Source organism: Cyclobacteriaceae bacterium, from assembly GCA_030584025.1.
In the GTDB taxonomy this organism is placed as follows: domain Bacteria; phylum Bacteroidota; class Bacteroidia; order Cytophagales; family Cyclobacteriaceae; genus UBA2336.
The window spans coordinates 3,032,004-3,046,628 of record CP129487.1 but is presented as its reverse complement, the minus strand read 5'-3'; the positions used below and the strand labels follow the sequence as shown (position 1 = coordinate 3,046,628).

The following is a 14,625-nucleotide window of genomic DNA, read 5'->3' as shown; positions in this document are numbered from 1 at the left end:
AAAGCCTACCGTTAATTGAGGGTTAATTGTCATTTCCCTCGTTTAAACCGGATTTTTAATCGACAAAAGTATGCAAAAGTAACCGAGCGCGAAAATGATATTAATCATACTAACTTTGCACGTTCATGGGTAATAAACAAACAGCGGTTTTAGTGGCCATTGGCGATGCCCGCCAACCCGAGCTCACCACGGAGCATCTTGATGAACTGGCTTTTTTGGCAGAAACAGCCGGAATCATAGCTGAGAAAAGAATGGTGCAAAATTTAAAAGCGCCTGATTCACGCACGTTTATTGGCAAAGGCAAAGTTGAGGAGCTGAAATTGCATGTATTTGAAAATAATATTACAACCGTAGTTTTTGATGATGACCTTTCCCCCTCTCAACTCCGGAATCTGGAGAAAGAACTCAATCCCAAAGACCGCGAACAGGGCGTTAAAATCTACGACCGAAGTTTGTTGATTCTGGATATCTTTTTGAAACGGGCTCAAACCGCCCAGGCCCGCACACAGGTTGAGCTTGCCCGTAACCAATACCTGTTACCCCGCCTAACCCGATTGTGGACGCACCTTGAACGCCAGCGGGGTGGAACGGGGACACGGGGTGGTGCCGGTGAACGGGAAATTGAAACCGACAGAAGAAACATCCGGTATAGGATCACCTTGCTCAAGGATGAACTTGAAAAAATTGACCGCCAGCGTCAAACCCAGCGTAAATCCAGAAGCAATATAGTTCGTGTAGCGTTGGTTGGATACACCAATGCAGGTAAGTCTACGTTGATGAATGTGCTTTCCGGCTCGGGTGTTTTGGCCGAGAATAAATTATTCGCCACCGTTGATGCCACCGTTCGAAAAATCACATTTGGCAACATTCCCTTTTTGCTTTCCGATACGGTAGGATTTATCCGCAAACTTCCTCATCACCTGATTGAATCGTTCAAGTCTACGTTGGACGAGGTTCGTGAAGCCAATATTTTGTTGCACGTGGTTGATGTTTCGCATCCGTATCATGACAACCACATTGAAGTGGTAAGCAATACGTTGGCCGATATCGGGGCATCGCATATACCGGTTGTGCTGGTTTTGAATAAAGTTGATTTGCTGAAAGCGAAACAAACCGATGAGCCGCTTGATCTCGACTCAATGAAACGCTACTACAACGAACACGGCTTTGCGCAGGTAATTTTTGTTTCGGCTGAGATGGGTGAGAATATGCTGGAGTTGAAAAAGCTGTTGTTTGAAGAAGTGAAAAAAGAACACCTGAAAATTTTCCCTAATTTTTTGAAAGATGGGTATGAGTTTGCGCCCTTTAGAACCGAGCAGGTGTAGGGGCTTTATGTACTGACTTCAAATGACTTAGGAAGTATAATCAGCAGAGCGATTCAGGCGTCTTTTGATCAACTCACTTAAAAGTGCAGAATTCTCCAAAAAATATTATCACTGATTTCTTGATCCTTTCTCCTATTGCTGTGATGTTGGCAATGCCTTTGGCCTATTTTATAAGAATTGCGATTGGGCTTTCAGGTAACGATATTCTGAGATTTTGGCCAATTAGCCTTTCAATAGGTTTGTTTACCGTTATATTTTACATAGTATATGATCTTTTCCTTGAAAAAGATGAAAGGTTTAAGGGTAAGCTCTTGGATATTTGGCCAAAACTTTTGCAAGCTTTTTTGGTTTTAGCGGCCACAATAGTAGTGGTTCCTGAGCTTTATATTTTGTTTTTTATACTTGGCACGATTACCAATATCATTATACTGAAAAAATAGCCGAGTAAAGCAGCATATGTAGTCCCACCAGGAGTCGAACCTGGATCAAAAGTTTAGGAAACTTCTATTCTATCCATTGAACTATGGGACCAAATTGTTTTTCAGCCGCAGGTAACTGAAAAGTTGCTGGCAAAGTTAAAGATTATCCGTATATCTCATTCAACACTCCTGCCAACCGAATGCCTGCTTGCAGTAATCGTTCCTTGGCTGTACCTAGGTACTTGTATGAATATTGATAACCCAATCGGGCGTTGCCGTAATCGTAAACCTGCTTGCGGTAACTCATGCTTTCGTAAGCCCAATCGCGAACGGTAGCCTGTTGCCAGCTTTGAACCTGTTGTTGAGAAGGATTACCAAGAGATTCCGCCAATTCCGTATAACTAAGTTTTGTATCGTCAATCATATCACTATCCCATACACGGTGCAGGTTGCTATCTGCACGGAACCACATGATTTTAATGTTATTGCCTCCGCGATCATCGCCACGGCCAACATGAAGGGGCTGGTGAATATCTCCGATCAAATGAATTAGCCATTTCAGCCGTTCTGCTTCTTGCTGGGGACTCAGTTTTTTTGATTTCAGTTCAGCTACAATCCGTTCGATGCTTTCAATGATGTCACCTTTTGGATTTTTCTCAGCCTGTTCGTAGGTCATGCCATCCGGAATGGTTACCCAATGCCAATCTGCGGTGTAATCATAGGTTGAGTCCGACCGGATTTCATCCATCCATGTACTGGCCATCGCCAGCGACTGCCCGTTTAAAATACGCTCAATGGCTTTTCTGGCTTTCTTGTTCAGGTACTTATTGGCAATATACCCGGTTGCCCGGTGACCGGTAGCGCCCCATCCCCACGATAAAATTGAAACAGTACAGAATAAAGCAGTAAAAATCAGTCGGCTCATGGCTAAAAATTTTGAAGGGCAAATATCTTTAAAAACAACCAAAGCTGATTTATGATCGCTTTATTTTAAATTTATGTTTGTGAGTAATATCCTATGCGTAAAGACCTTATTCTGGGTTTTGACATAAAAGCCCAGCCCGATGAAGTAACCTGCGGCCCTACCTGCCTGCAGGCATTGTACAATTATTACGGTGATGATATCTCACTGAAAGAGGTTGTTCGCGAAGTAAAGCAGTTGAAAAATGGGGGCACGTTGGCTGTTATGCTGGCGAATCACGCGTTGAAGCGTGGCTACAAAGCGTGCATTTATTCCTATAACCTGAATGTTTTTGATCCATCCTGGTTTAAGCATCCATCCAAAAGGATTGTTAAATTTCTTCAGGAGCAGATGGAGTTTAAACACAAACGGAGGAAGCTTCAGATTGCTTCAAAAGCGTATATAAAGTTTCTTGAGTCGGGTGGAGAAATAAAATACCACGAGTTGGATGATAAGCTTATAAAAAGTTATTTGAAGCGATCGATACCCGTGCTTACCGGATTGAGTGCTACCTATTTATACGGAAGCCCACGAGAAGTGCCTCAATTCAATATTTACGATCCGATAAAAGGCGAACCGGCCGGACATTTTGTAGTAATAAGCGGCTATGATGAGGAAAAAAATATTGCATACCTGGCTGATCCCATGACACCCAATCCATTAAGCAAGGGCCAACAGGTTTACCATGTGAGTTTCTCCCGATTGATCAACAGTATTTTACTGGGCATCGTAACGTACGATGCAAACCTGCTGATTATAGAACCACCAAAAAAGAACCGATAACTTTTATGCCGAAGTTAATTGTTGTTGAAAATCCTGAGAGTTGGCAATTCCGGCTGGATGATGTGGAGGTGATTACTCCAGGAAATTACATTGCAGGCGAGCACTATCAACAAACAAAAGGTTTGAAGGTGCTTAACCTGTGTAAGTCGTATCAATATCAGAGTTACGGATATTATGTTTCGCTTCTGGCCGAAGCGCGTCATCACAAGGTGTTGCCCGGTGTTACCACCATTCAGGATTTCCGGTTTCCTTCTATTTTGCGTGAAGACTCGCAGGATTTTGATAACCTGATTCAGCAATCTTTTAAAAATGAAACGGGTGATCGGGTTGAGTTTAACATTTACTTTGGTATTACGCAGGTTGAGTCGCTGAATAAACTGGCGAAGCAACTCTTTCAATACATTCAGGCGCCAAGTCTTCGGGCTGTTTTTGGTAAGCGCAACAAGTGGATACTGCAAAGCATTAAGCCGCTAAGTATTGGTGAAGTTCCGGAAGCCGATAGAGTTTTGCTTCAACGCGGGTTGGAGCAATACCTTCAGCGAAAGCGGGAATACCGACCGGATAAGAAGAAATACGATCTGGCCATTCTGGTCAATCCAAAAGAACCGAATCCACCATCCGATGAAAAGGCGATTCAACGTTTTATTAAAGCTGCCGACCAGGTTGGGTTGTATGCCGAATTGATTACCAAAAACGATTTAGACAAACTCGTTCAGTTTGATGCACTGTTTATACGCGAAACGACTTTTGTTAACCACCACACGTTCCGGTTTGCAAAAAAAGCGCAGTCGTTGGGGTTGACGGTAATTGATGATCCTGAATCGATTTTGAAGTGCACCAACAAAGTCTACTTGTTCGAGTTACTCAATGCTAATAAAATACTCACACCCAAATCATTTGTGCTGAGCAAGGAAAACGTTAAGAAACTTCCTGAAAAGCTTTCTTATCCTTTTATCCTCAAGCAACCCGATGGCGCATTCAGTAAAGGGGTCCATAAAATCAGTTCGGCTACCGAGTACAAGGAAGTAACCAGTATGATGTTCAAGGATTCGGATCTGATTATTGCGCAAGAATATTTGCCAACACCTTTTGATTGGCGGGTAGGCGTGTTGGATGGCAAGCCTTTATATGTATGCAAATATTTTATGGCTACCGAGCACTGGCAGATTGTAAACTGGAATGCGCAGGAGAGCTCGCGTGAAGGTTCAGTGGAATCAATCTCGGTCGATCAGGCTCCTGCCGGATTGATTCGAACTGCGCTTAAAGCCACCAGCTTAATTGGTGATAGTTTGTATGGCGTGGATATGAAAGAAGTGGATGGAAAGTTTTATGTAATCGAAATCAACGACAACCCAAACATTGATGCCAGCATAGAAGACAAAATCCTGAAGGATAAATTGTATTCTACCATAATGGAAGTATTTTTAAATAAGATCAAAGTCGACCGTTAAATGACGCAACCGCCACGCATACATCTTTTCCAGGGTTTTGGTGTAGAACTGGAATACATGATTGTAGATAAGGATACCTTAGCTATTAAACCCATAGCCGATGAGTTGTTGAAACACGAGTTGGGCGTATATGGTAGCGATTTTGAGAACGGTATTGTTACGTGGTCGAATGAGCTGGTCGTGCATGTGCTTGAATTGAAATCCACCAACCCGGAGAGCAACCTTACGGTGTTGGAGCATGCATTTGCCGATAACATCAAACGCATCAATGCGATTCTTACCGGTTGGAACGCCAGGCTTATGCCAACGGGCATGCATCCGTTTATGGATCCGTTGAAAGAAACAAAGCTGTGGCCGCACGAAAGCAATGAGGTGTACGAGGTGTACAACAAAATTTTCGATTGCCGCGGCCATGGCTGGTCTAATGTGCAGAGCACACACCTAAATCTGCCATTTTACGATGATGAAGAGTTTGCCCGCTTACACGCAGCCGTGCGGTTGGTTTTACCGATCCTTCCTGCGCTGTGCGCCACTTCGCCTATCGTGGAGGGAAAGCAAACCGGATCATTGAACACGCGCCTGAAGTATTATAAAAATAACCAGGCTAAGATTCCATCCATTACCGGGCGCGTAATTCCAGAGGCTATTTTCTCTAAGCGCAATTACCTCAACACCATCTACGAAAAAATAAAAGCAGACATTGCGCCATACGATTCTGGAAATGTATTAAATCCAATTTGGGTGAATTCGCGGGGTGCAATACCTCGGTTTGATCGTGGGTCTATTGAAATCAGGTTAATGGATGTGCAGGAGTGCCCGGCTGCAGACATTGCCATTCTTGAACTGGTGATTGAAACGTTGCGCGCATTCGTGTATGAAAAATTCATTGACCATGAATCGCAAATGAAATGTAAGACGGATGTACTGGTGCAGATTTTTGAGTTGGGTATTGAACGGGCAGAACACGCGGTTATTAAAGACCTGGACTATTTGAAAATCTTCGGAGTGCAGGAGTCTATTTCTGCAGGTGCCCTATGGAAACATATTTTTGATTCGTTGATTCATCGGGGAAATACTGTGCTCGATAAATGGAAACCGGAACTTAGCATAGTGCTGAATGAAGGCTCGCTCTCATCTCGAATTGTTAAAGCACTGGATAAGAACATGACACCAGAAAATATACGTGAGGTGTATCGTAAACTTTCGGATTGCCTGGAGCAGAACAAACTTTTTCTCCCTTAAACTTGAAGTACGTTTTATTGATCAGTTGTGAGCATGCCGGAAATGAAGTTCCAGATGCATACGCATCATTGTTTTCTGATGCTAAAGATGTGCTGGTTTCACATCGCGGTTGGGATCCGGGTGCTTTGGATGTTGCTCAATTTCTGGCGGATCGATTGCAGACCTCCATTTTTTCTATGCTGGTAACCCGTTTGCTTATTGAGATGAACCGATCATTGGATAATCCACAATTGTTTTCCGAGTTCAGTAATCGGCTTTCGGAGGTTGAGCAAACAAACCTGATTGATAACTATTATTTCCCGTACCGGAAATCAATTGAGGAGGCTATCCTGAAAACCAATGATGCAGTTATTCATCTTTCAATCCATTCCTTTACTCCTGTTTTAAACAACGAAGAGCGTAACGTTGATATTGGATTGCTGTTTGATCCCGCTCGGGAATCAGAACAACAAATCTGTTCTATTCTTAGAAGTAAGCTTGAAGAGGAACTGCCTAACCAGCGAATTGAATTCAATGAGCCTTATAGAGGTACTGATGATGGACTTACAACCACCTTAAGAAAAAAATTCCCAGATCATAAATACCTGGGAATTGAAATTGAGATCAATCAGAAGTTTGTGGGAACAGCGCTCTTTTCTTCCATCAAGCAGTCTTTGTTAGATGGAATCAAGCAAACGGTTAATTCACTTTAACCACTTCGTTCGAGGCTGAATCCTGCACCGTAACTTTCAGAATAGTTCCCTTTACCTTATTGTTTAATGTACCATTTAAAATTAGCTGGTATTGGCCCGGTTTAACTATTGGGGCAGCGGTAAGCGTAACCGTGCTAGAGGTAATCTTGCCTTCAGCAGGATCAAAGGTTACGGTCATCCCATCAGGTAGTTGTGAAGAGAAGCCAAGTTTGGCGTTCATGCTGGTATAAGCCTTCGAACGCAGAATTTCTACGGAAAATTCTGTAGAAGTTCCGGGCTTTAATTCCAGGTTACTTTTGCTGGGCTTTACAACAAACTCAGTTCGGGGGGCAACTTGTTGAGCGGATGATGTTGAAACAGCAGTCGCCAACAGTAATGCGGTAAACAGGTATGCGATTTTCATAAGCGTAAGTGTTTTGGTTGTCTGTAACTAAACGCTAAAGGAAGGTAAATAGGCCAGCAAGGTTTGGTAGATGGGGTTAAAGGCAATCGCTTTGTAGCGAACGGCTATTTGTTGGGGTAGATGAAAAGCGATTGGGGTAAATGGAGAAAACTTTTGCTATGATAGTTCCATTACATTTCGCCACTGACTGATCTTTTCCATTACTTCTTTACTCTTCTGGCGTGAAACCGGAATAAGAATATCCGTATCCAGAATTTTCAACTTGTAACCATTGGCATTTCCGGAAACCAGGCTGATGGCATTGATATTGACCAGGTAGGAGCGATGGCAACGCATGGTAAACACATTATCCATCTGGCTTTCAATGCTTTTTAAGTTGGCGCGCAACAGTTTTTTCTGGATTCCATCCCCATTTTGCCACACTACTGTAGAGTAATTGTCATCAGCCTGCACATACAATAAATCGGGCAGGTTAAGAGAAAGCGTTTCGCTTGTATCGGAATAGAGGGTTACGGTATTGTTGTTTTTTATGGCAGGTTCCCGCTTGAGCGATTGAATTTTTTGAAGTTCCTTGTTGGCCTGCAATGCGCTCCTCAGGTTTTGCTGAAGCATGGTATTGCGTAAAAACAAAGTCGTTAAGGCTATCGGAATAATTCCCTTCACCACCACCCGGCTGTTGGCTTCAATGATATTTTCAATCACAGTCTTTTCCGGGCAGATGTAGAAAATATCTAATAATGAACTGCCAATGCCAATCAGCACCAGGTGCCAGATGTTCAACAAAATGTATTTCTTCAGGTTCCAGTTTTCCGTGTCATAAAGGTTAGGAAAAATCCGTGGCAACCACACGATATTGATAATCAGACAAACAAACGTTATCCCGCCAAAAAGAAAATGTTGTCCAAGTGTTAACGAGAGATCATTCGGCAGTTTGAAAAAATACATGAAAGCGATTACAAACGCGGTAATAACTGTAATCAAGACCACATTCTTGCGGTCGTCATTCAGGTAAAAGGGAAAGGGCGCATTTAGTTTTTCAGACCAGTTCATGAACAGTATTCAAAACGAGATTTCTTCATCAAAGTTCGAAGCCACACGGTGAATACGAAGCAGAATCAGGCAATTATTCTTAAAATAAATCTGAAATATGGGATTTGGGGTAAACTGTTGCGGGTTGTGGCGAATGGAATTAACTGATTGTCAATCCTTCAGGTCATCCAGTATCGATCTCAGCTTTTCAATGTGATTGCCGTACAATTTTTTCAGGTACCAGTTGGTAATGGTGTACACGCCTACCATGAAAATGATTGATAGAATTATAAACGATGCTGTGTAAAGCGGATTCTCAAATTTATGTATGAACCGATCGAAACCTGATTCAAGTGCGCCAAACAAAAGACCCAATACAAAAAATACCGGGTAAAGTATCGTATAACTCCGTTTGTAGAATTTCATGTAAGCATCCAGGCGCTCCAACAAGTGCCTGAGGTTGGCTTTCAGGTTATCGGAAGATGAATCATATTGATTGAGCAACATGATTTTCTTTACATAATAAAGCGTGTAGGAAATGAGTAGAACCAGCAGCGAGAGGATAGTCCACATTAACGCACCATGTGGAATGGTAGTGGTATACATGCCGAGCACAAGAATACACGCTACGGTGAAGATGAGTTCGAACCACACACTTCGTTTGAGTTTGCTGATGATTGTGTTGCTGCTCTTCCCCAACATCTGCAACAGTTCACCCTCGTTCTTGACTTCAAAGCCTGCCTGCTGTTTCCAAATCGATTTTAAATCATCCAGTTCTTCCATGCTTATGGGTTCATAAGTTTCCGAAGTTTTTCCCGGATGCGGTTCATGCGCACCCGTACATTGTTTTGCGTAATGCCAATTGTTTCGGCAATTTCATCATAGGGTACTTCGTCTAACGCCATCATGATAATTGCCCGCTCTATTTCTGATAACTGGCGAATACTCCATTGCAACTTCTGCAGATTCTCTTCGTGATCATCTGTTGAAGTTTCGGAGAGGTTAAAATGTCTTTCGTTAAGGTCCTCAGTTTGTAAGCCACGTTTTTGCTTGCGCAATCCGGATATGGCGGTGTTCAACGCAATCCGGTACATCCAGGTGGTAATTTTGGCATCGCCTCTAAAGGTGTGGAACGACTTCCAAAGCTGAAGTACGATTTCCTGAAAAAGGTCATTGCGTGCATCCCTGTCCGATTCATACAGGTTACAAACCTTGTGGATCAGCCCCTGATGTTCGTTTACCAGGTTTACAAAATACCGTTCTTGTTCGCCAGCCAACGTTCGTGTTTTGAGTAAGTCGAACCCTAAAGTTGATAATTACAGAAAACAATGCCAAAAAGCTGATATAAGCTTTTTGTAATTAGGTCGTTAAATGCATAGTTTGTAAAATGGACCTTACCCGCTGGATCAGGAATTTTTTTGGGTTTTCGCGTGCGCAAACAAATGGGTTCATCATTTTACTCCCGTTGTTAACCCTGTTTATTTTCTCCGCACCCGTTTACCGATGGTGGCAAAGTCGCAAGCCACACGATTTTTCGCAGGATCGAGTTTTATTAGACAGCCTGGCCAGGCAATGGCAAACTAAAGAAGTTAACCAACGGCCTGAAGAGGAGGAGGTGCCTGTAAGGTTGTTCACATTTGATCCGAACACCGTGTCCAAAGATGAACTTTTGGCGATGGGGTTTTCATCGGGATTGGCTAATCGCCTTGTAAATTACAGAAGTAAAGGTGGACGGTTCAGGTTAAAGCATGATTTGCTTAAGCTTTATGGAATGGATTCATCTTTTTACGAGATGTTGGTGCCATACATCAGCCTTCCAGAGGAATATGCCAAAGCAGAAGCGAATCCAGCAGATGAGGAAAAACGTACAACCACGAATCGCAATGCTGTTCGGTTTGATCTGAATCGTGCAGACACCACTTTGTTAAAATCGGTTTACGGAATTGGCTCAAAACTTTCAGCACGTATAGTAAATTTTCGGGAATCGATGGGTGGTTTTATCAGTAAACAGCAATTGCATGAAATCTATGGGCTTGACTCAGCAGTTGTTTTGCGGTTAGATAGTGCTTCATTTATTCAGCCCGATTTTCAGGTTCGTTCACTGAATATGAATACAGCAACAGAAGTTCAATTGGCAGCTCATCCGTATATATCGAAGCGAATGGCTACAGCCATTGTCACTTATCGATTTCAACATGGTCGCTATACCTCTATTGATGATCTTCGGAAAATTCTGTTGATCGATGAAAAGCAACTTGAACGATTAAAACCTTATCTCACTTTTGACTAACACGGTGCAATCCATACTTAAGGCCTACATGCGAAGGCTGACCAACCTGAGCGGCAACAGCCGGTCGTTGTTATTGCTTCGCCTGCACAGTGAGCAGTTGATGGACTTGCAACAACTCAGTCAATTGAAAGGCGAATCGGCCTTCTCCATTATTAATGCTCTGATTGCCGGAAAAGAAAAAAAGATTTGCCCGTTATTGGATAGTCGCCTGGAGGCAGCCAATGTGGCAAGCGAGAAATTAAAGCGCCTTCACCGCATTGATAATTTTATTTTTGAAGAGCGTGGCTCGCATGATTTACATGTGGGCTGGCCAATAGCCCGTGGTAAGTTTGCCGATGGAACTCCGGTTCGGGCACCCTTGCTTTATTTTCCAGTTTCTTTATTTCGTGATAAAACGGATTGGGTTTTAAAAATCAGGAAGGATGCCGGCATTACTTTCAACAAGACTTTTTTGCTGGCTTTTGCACACTTCAATGAAATCAAGCCTGATGATACGCTGCTGGAAACGGACTTTGAAGATTTCGATACCGATAGCACGGTTTTCAGAACGCAACTCTATCAACTGCTTCGCGACAGGATTGAAATAAATTTTAATCCGGATACTTTTTCAGATCAGCTTCTTTCTTTTCAGGAATTTAAAAAGGATGAGTTTGATGAAGCACATAAAGCCGGTGAGATCAAACTTTTTCCCGAAGCGGTGCTGGGTATTTTTCCGCAAGCCGGGTCACAACTTGTGCCTGATTACCTCCGGTTAATTGAAACAAATCAGTACAGCTCCTTCGATAAAATATTTTTATCACGAAACCCAACACAGGTTGGTCCGCTTTTCGACAACCCGGTTTCGGTGAACCTGGCCGTTCGGGAAGAGAAAATTCACACGGCTTTCCCGATGGATGCCTGGCAGGAACATGCAATCAAATCCATCAAGCTCGGACGTTCCTTGGTTGTTCAAGGCCCACCGGGTACAGGTAAATCACAATTGATTTGTAACCTGATCACGGATTGCATCGCTTCTGGTAAGCGCGTGTTGCTGGTATGTCAAAAGCGTGTGGCGTTGGATGTGGTGTACAACCGGTTGTCGCAGGTTGGTCTGGCCGACTTCCTTGCATTGATTCATGATTTCCGTGACGACCGAAAGGATATTTATCAGAAGGTGGCGCGGCAAATTGATCGGGTTGATGAATACAAAATGTTGAACCGAAGTATTGATGCCATTCAAACCGAACGAAAATTTTTTCAGGTGTGTAGGCGCATTGATCAGCTTACGGAAGAACTGGAGGAATTCAGAAAAGCCTTGTTTGATGACAGTGAATGCGGACTAAGTGTTAAAGAATTATACCTGACTTCAAACCCAAATCTTGATGGGATAAACATTACGCAATCCTATCAGCAATTTCATTTTGATACGGTAAATGATTTTGTTAACAGACTGAAGCAATATGTTCGCTATGCTTCTATGTTTGAAGCGGATGACTATTTCTGGCGAAACAGAACTTCATTTGCGTCTTTCACGCTTTCGGATTTAAAGGAGATCGTGGCCTGTGTGCAGGATGTAGTAACTTTTCAATCTTCAATCAGTAAACAGCTTGAATCGGTTACCGGTATTTTATTAAATCTTGAGAACTGTGAGGTTTTAAGCAAGCGAAGACCTGATGTGGATGAAATGATTACGCTTTTGGCGGATGAGTCCTCGTATCAGTTCTTTAAAACCATGGTTAATGAAACCGATGATGAAACCAGTTTACTCTGGCTGCAGAACATGGAACGGCTGGTGATGAATTGTTTTATGGGTGATGGTGTGGAGGTTTCGTTGCGCAGCGATCAGATTGGTGTTTGTCAGGGGGCTTTGCAACAACGCATGGTCGCCAGGAGAAGCTTGATCCGCATGATTCGCTGGGAGTTATTTTCAGAGCATAAATTTTTCCTTAAACGTGTGCTGATCAGCAACGGATTGGAGTACAATAAAAAAGGACTTAAGTCGCTCGAAGCACGGATTGATAACCGGCTTAACCTCGAACATCACCTTACGGCACTTAAAGCCAAAACCTGGCTGGTTGACATGCCCGAGGATTATCAGCAAAAGAGTTTTAAAAAGTGGTTTGAAAAGCAGAAAGCTGCGGTTCGTGCCAAGCTTATCCTTAATGAGCTTCGCGAAATCCGGGACGGTATACATCCGGCAAATTACAACCGCGATGAGTTTATCCGGAAGATCTGGCAGATTATGGATATACTGGCTCCGATAGCTGAGCATCGCGAGCGGTGGCAAAAACATTTAACACCATACCAGATTACCCAACTTATCCATCAGCCTGATCAAAAAGATGAGTGGAGCAATGTGGTGAAACGTGATTTCGATAACCTGAGTGAATTTGATCGGATTAAAGAAGGTTTGCTTTCGCATGAGAAAGAAACAATCGATAGGTTGTTTGATAAGATGCAACGGTGGGATGCGGATGCATTCGTTTCAGTTTTTCAAAATAGTGTGCGTGTTGCCTGGATAGAACACATGGAGATGAAGTATCCGGTGCTTCGTTCGGCTTCCACGTTAAAGATGGACGATGTGCAATCAGAACTGCAACGCCTGTCGGACGAAAAGATGGCGTTAAGCAAAGAGATTTTGTTGTTGCGTGCCCGCGAAGGAATCTGCGAAAGCATAGAATATAACCGGTTGAATAACCGGGTTACGTATCGCGACCTGCACCATCAGGTAACCAAGAAGAAAAAAATCTGGCCTGTGCGAAAATTAATTTCAGAATACTATACTGAGTTATTCAAAATCGTTCCCTGCTGGATGGCATCACCTGAATCGGTGTCGGCTATTTTTCCGATGGAGCAACTTTTTGATGTAGTCATTTTTGATGAAGCATCGCAATGTTTTGCCGAGCGTGGTATTCCGGCATTGTGCCGGGGTAACCAGGTATTGGTGGCGGGTGATGATAAACAACTTCGTCCGTTTGAATTATATCAATCGCGCTTGGAGGAAGAGACGGAAGCTCCTGAATTGGAGATAGACTCATTGCTTGAACTTTCATCCAGGTATTTGGAAACAACTTACCTGAGAGGGCATTACCGAAGCAAGGCACTTGAGTTGATTGATTTTTCAAATCATCATTTTTATGATAACAAACTTCAATTGCTACCCGATAAACAGGTTCTTGATTTGAATGAACCGGCTATTGAATACAGGAAAGTTGATGGTGTGTGGGAAAACCAAACCAATCCGATGGAGGCGCAACAGGTTGTGGATGTAGTCTTGAAGTATGTCGGGGAATATCCCAGTAAGGAAATCGGGGTGGTTACGTTCAACCTTCCGCAGCAAATGTTGATCATGGATCTGCTGGACGAAGCATTCCTGTCATCTGGTCAATCATTTCCTGAGTCGCTGTTTGTGAAGAATATTGAAAACGTTCAAGGCGATGAAAAGGACGTCATCATCTTTTCGATTGGTTATGCTCCGGATAAAAACAAAAAGCTGAGCATGCAATTCGGCAGCCTGAATGTTGCAGGTGGCGAAAACCGGTTGAATGTGGCGGTGACGCGCGCCCGGGAAAAGGTGATCGTTGTTTCCAGTATCTGGCCGGAAGAGTTGCGTGTACAAGGTATTCAGAACGATGGCCCGAAACTGTTAAAGCAATACCTTGAATATGCACGTCAAGTCTCTGATCAAAAATTCAGACCATCAACAATTGAACAAAATCAGCATAACCCCGATTGGTATTTGCGGTCAGCCATTGTTCGTTGGTCAGCGGCAGAGAAAACATCTCTTGCTTTCGAAAGCGGAAGACTACCATCGGCAGATATTACATTAACCAAAGGCAACAAACCTGAAGGGATTATCCTTACGGATGATGTGTTGTACGAGCAAATGTATTCCATCAAAGATGCCCATGTGTATACCCCGCAGTTGCTTGAGCAAAAGCACTGGACGCATCACCGTGTGTTTAGCCGAAACTGGTGGATGGAACGGGAACGGGTGCAACATGAGCTAACCCGCTACATCTATCAGCTTAATGAGTCTTCTTAATCAAGA

Annotated in this window: 13 protein-coding genes and 1 tRNA gene; 8 read left to right on the top strand and 6 right to left on the bottom strand. The window is 43.2% G+C overall.

Annotation, left to right across the window (positions count from 1 at the left end):
- Positions 1 to 125 precede the first annotated feature (125 nt).
- Positions 126 to 1,325, top strand: coding sequence for a GTPase HflX (gene hflX, locus QY309_13750; GenBank protein ID WKZ58925.1), 1,200 nt, complete (start codon positions 126 to 128; stop codon positions 1,323 to 1,325).
- Positions 1,326 to 1,408: 83 nt separating this feature from the next.
- On the top strand, positions 1,409 to 1,765 hold the full coding sequence (locus tag QY309_13745; GenBank protein WKZ58924.1) for a hypothetical protein: 357 nt from the start codon (positions 1,409 to 1,411) through the stop codon (positions 1,763 to 1,765).
- Positions 1,766 to 1,784: 19 nt separating this feature from the next.
- Here the strand turns inward: QY309_13745 and QY309_13740 are convergent.
- Positions 1,785 to 1,856, bottom strand: a tRNA-Arg gene (locus QY309_13740).
- A gap of 51 nt (positions 1,857 to 1,907) precedes the next feature.
- Positions 1,908 to 2,669, bottom strand: coding sequence for a S1/P1 nuclease (locus QY309_13735; protein ID WKZ58923.1), 762 nt, complete (start codon positions 2,667 to 2,669; stop codon positions 1,908 to 1,910).
- Positions 2,670 to 2,762: 93 nt separating this feature from the next.
- Between QY309_13735 and QY309_13730 the strand changes: the two genes are divergently transcribed.
- From QY309_13730 to QY309_13715, 4 genes are read left to right on the top strand one after another with little or no spacing between them, the layout of a single operon-like run.
- Positions 2,763 to 3,488 (top strand): C39 family peptidase, encoded by a 726-nt coding sequence (locus QY309_13730; GenBank protein WKZ58922.1) that lies wholly within the window; start codon positions 2,763 to 2,765, stop codon positions 3,486 to 3,488.
- 5 nt (positions 3,489 to 3,493) lie between these two features.
- A complete protein-coding gene (locus QY309_13725; protein WKZ58921.1) occupies positions 3,494 to 4,939 on the top strand; it encodes a RimK family protein in 1,446 nt (481 codons plus the stop codon).
- Positions 4,940 to 6,181, top strand: a complete 1,242-nt coding sequence (locus QY309_13720) for a glutamate-cysteine ligase family protein (protein ID WKZ58920.1) — start codon at positions 4,940 to 4,942, stop codon at positions 6,179 to 6,181.
- 2 nt (positions 6,182 to 6,183) lie between these two features.
- Positions 6,184 to 6,873, top strand: a complete 690-nt coding sequence (locus QY309_13715) for an N-formylglutamate amidohydrolase (GenBank protein WKZ58919.1) — start codon at positions 6,184 to 6,186, stop codon at positions 6,871 to 6,873.
- Here the strand turns inward: QY309_13715 and QY309_13710 are convergent.
- The 4 genes from QY309_13710 to QY309_13695 form a co-directional block, all read right to left on the bottom strand.
- Positions 6,860 to 7,276 (bottom strand): hypothetical protein, encoded by a 417-nt coding sequence (locus QY309_13710; GenBank protein WKZ58918.1) that lies wholly within the window; start codon positions 7,274 to 7,276, stop codon positions 6,860 to 6,862. The two genes, QY309_13715 and QY309_13710, sit on opposite strands and share 14 nt — an antisense overlap.
- 156 nt (positions 7,277 to 7,432) lie before the next feature.
- Positions 7,433 to 8,326, bottom strand: a complete 894-nt coding sequence (locus QY309_13705; GenBank protein ID WKZ58917.1) for a LytTR family DNA-binding domain-containing protein — start codon at positions 8,324 to 8,326, stop codon at positions 7,433 to 7,435.
- Positions 8,327 to 8,476: 150 nt separating this feature from the next.
- The gene (locus tag QY309_13700; protein ID WKZ58916.1) at positions 8,477 to 9,088 is read right to left on the bottom strand and encodes a hypothetical protein; all 612 of its coding nucleotides are present in this window, start codon (positions 9,086 to 9,088) and stop codon (positions 8,477 to 8,479) included.
- Between the two features lie 2 nt (positions 9,089 to 9,090).
- The gene (locus QY309_13695; GenBank protein WKZ58915.1) at positions 9,091 to 9,582 is read right to left on the bottom strand and encodes a sigma-70 family RNA polymerase sigma factor; all 492 of its coding nucleotides are present in this window, start codon (positions 9,580 to 9,582) and stop codon (positions 9,091 to 9,093) included.
- Between the two features lie 110 nt (positions 9,583 to 9,692).
- Between QY309_13695 and QY309_13690 the strand changes: the two genes are divergently transcribed.
- Both QY309_13690 and QY309_13685 read left to right on the top strand, forming a co-directional pair.
- A complete protein-coding gene (locus tag QY309_13690) occupies positions 9,693 to 10,595 on the top strand; it encodes a helix-hairpin-helix domain-containing protein (GenBank protein WKZ58914.1) in 903 nt (300 codons plus the stop codon).
- A gap of 28 nt (positions 10,596 to 10,623) precedes the next feature.
- Positions 10,624 to 14,619, top strand: a complete 3,996-nt coding sequence (locus QY309_13685) for an AAA domain-containing protein (protein WKZ58913.1) — start codon at positions 10,624 to 10,626, stop codon at positions 14,617 to 14,619.
- Positions 14,620 to 14,625 lie beyond the last annotated feature (6 nt).

What these genes read in the sequence shown, in the direction of transcription:
- QY309_13735 (WKZ58923.1), bottom strand. Translation starts at nt 2,669, where the DNA reads ATGAGCCGACTGATTTTTACTGCTTTATTCTGTACTGTTTCAATTTTA.
- QY309_13720 (WKZ58920.1), top strand. Translation starts at nt 4,940, where the DNA reads ATGACGCAACCGCCACGCATACATCTTTTCCAGGGTTTTGGTGTAGAA.
- hflX (WKZ58925.1), top strand. Translation starts at nt 126, where the DNA reads ATGGGTAATAAACAAACAGCGGTTTTAGTGGCCATTGGCGATGCCCGC.
- QY309_13685 (WKZ58913.1), top strand. Translation starts at nt 10,624, where the DNA reads ATGCGAAGGCTGACCAACCTGAGCGGCAACAGCCGGTCGTTGTTATTG.
- QY309_13705 (WKZ58917.1), bottom strand. Translation starts at nt 8,326, where the DNA reads ATGAACTGGTCTGAAAAACTAAATGCGCCCTTTCCCTTTTACCTGAAT.
- QY309_13690 (WKZ58914.1), top strand. Translation starts at nt 9,693, where the DNA reads ATGGACCTTACCCGCTGGATCAGGAATTTTTTTGGGTTTTCGCGTGCG.
- QY309_13725 (WKZ58921.1), top strand. Translation starts at nt 3,494, where the DNA reads ATGCCGAAGTTAATTGTTGTTGAAAATCCTGAGAGTTGGCAATTCCGG.
- QY309_13730 (WKZ58922.1), top strand. Translation starts at nt 2,763, where the DNA reads ATGCGTAAAGACCTTATTCTGGGTTTTGACATAAAAGCCCAGCCCGAT.
- QY309_13700 (WKZ58916.1), bottom strand. Translation starts at nt 9,088, where the DNA reads ATGGAAGAACTGGATGATTTAAAATCGATTTGGAAACAGCAGGCAGGC.
- QY309_13710 (WKZ58918.1), bottom strand. Translation starts at nt 7,276, where the DNA reads ATGAAAATCGCATACCTGTTTACCGCATTACTGTTGGCGACTGCTGTT.